This window comes from Streptomyces sp. NPDC052109 (assembly GCF_040680195.1).
GTDB lineage: Bacteria > Actinomycetota > Actinomycetes > Streptomycetales > Streptomycetaceae > Streptomyces.
Genome location: NZ_JBFAWF010000077.1, coordinates 1 through 1,239, shown reverse-complemented (window position 1 = coordinate 1,239; position 1,239 = coordinate 1). Strand labels below are relative to the sequence as shown.

Here is a 1,239-nt window from a genome sequence, read left to right as displayed (position 1 = left end):
AGATGGTGTCCGTCGTCTCGATCGTTGTGGTCCGCCGGCGGCGTTTCGAAGTGACTGCAAGACTGCATGTCGAGCCAGGTCTGGCTACCCGCCCGCGAAACGTGCTGCCAGGTCCATGGCCTCCTGGGTGAGTTTGATGTGCAAGCCGGCGTCGTCCTGGGTGGCGACCTGGGTAAAGCTGCCCTCGTGCCACCAGAACACCGAGGGGCTCAGCGCGCCCGGTGACTGCTCGAAGCCCATGGCCGCGAACCGGGCCATGGCGTGCAGCGAGGAGGCCACGTTCCTGTCGCGGACGACGTGGAAGGCGAGTTGGTGTCGGTGCGGCAGCGCGACCAGGATTCCGTCCGGCGCCGGTGCGTCCATGGTGTAGCGGAGTACGACCTCGTCCAGGACCAGGGCGAGGCTCGCGATGAAGTACGAGCCGCCCATCAGCACGTCGAAGTGGGAGCCGTCCTTGTCCCTGACCACCTTGTGCTTGTCAACGCGGACGGCTCGTAGGTTCTGGAACGCACGGTCCCGAAGGGCCGTGATGTCACCCAGGTTGGAGAGGGAGTCCGCGGTCAGCATGTCGACGGTTTCCGGGAGGTCGAGCGCCAGCACCTCCAACAGCCCCGGGACCGATTGGGGACCGTACCCGAAAGCCTTCAGGAGCGCGGGATCGCTGGGAATGAAGCGGGGGTAGAGCTGGACCAGGAGCTGTTCGTGCGGCAGGGCCTTGAGAGCCTGAGGTCCATCCATCGATCGGATGACCCGGTCGACATGTTCGTCTACGAGCGCCCGCCAGCACCGGGGGCCGCGGCTGTCGTTGTGGCACACGGCCGCAAGGTTGGAGAGGCCGAAGCGCCAACCTGAGTCCGTGGTCACGCGGCCCGGTTCGACCGTTACCTCGATGCCGCGCCCCGCGAATGCCTCGCGGACGAAGGTACGCAACCGCGTAGCCTCCGCCTCGGACAGGAACGCGAACTCCCCGTCGCGCGGCAGGTCCACCCCATCACGCCGCTCCCCGCGCCGAAATATCCCCACCAGATCCCCAATCGCTCGAAGATGCGGATCATAGCCGCGACCGGCCCAGGCGCCTTCTTCAGGTATGCACGCCCCGGAAGGGGGCCTGGACGCCGACGGCTCCTCGATATCTTCCTCGTGGCCTGCTCCCACGCCAGGAGCCAGATCACCTGAGGCGACGAGCGAAACGGACCAGATCATCTGAGATTCCGACCAGACCGACTGAGACGGGACAGC

The 1,239-nt window shown here is 66.3% G+C and carries 1 protein-coding gene; it reads right to left on the bottom strand.

Annotation, left to right across the window (positions count from 1 at the left end; genetic code table 11):
- Positions 1-84: 84 nt before the first annotated feature.
- Positions 85-1,239 (bottom strand): hypothetical protein (locus AB0L59_RS42270; protein ID WP_365593542.1); only part of this gene is annotated, 1,155 nt, incomplete at its 5' end.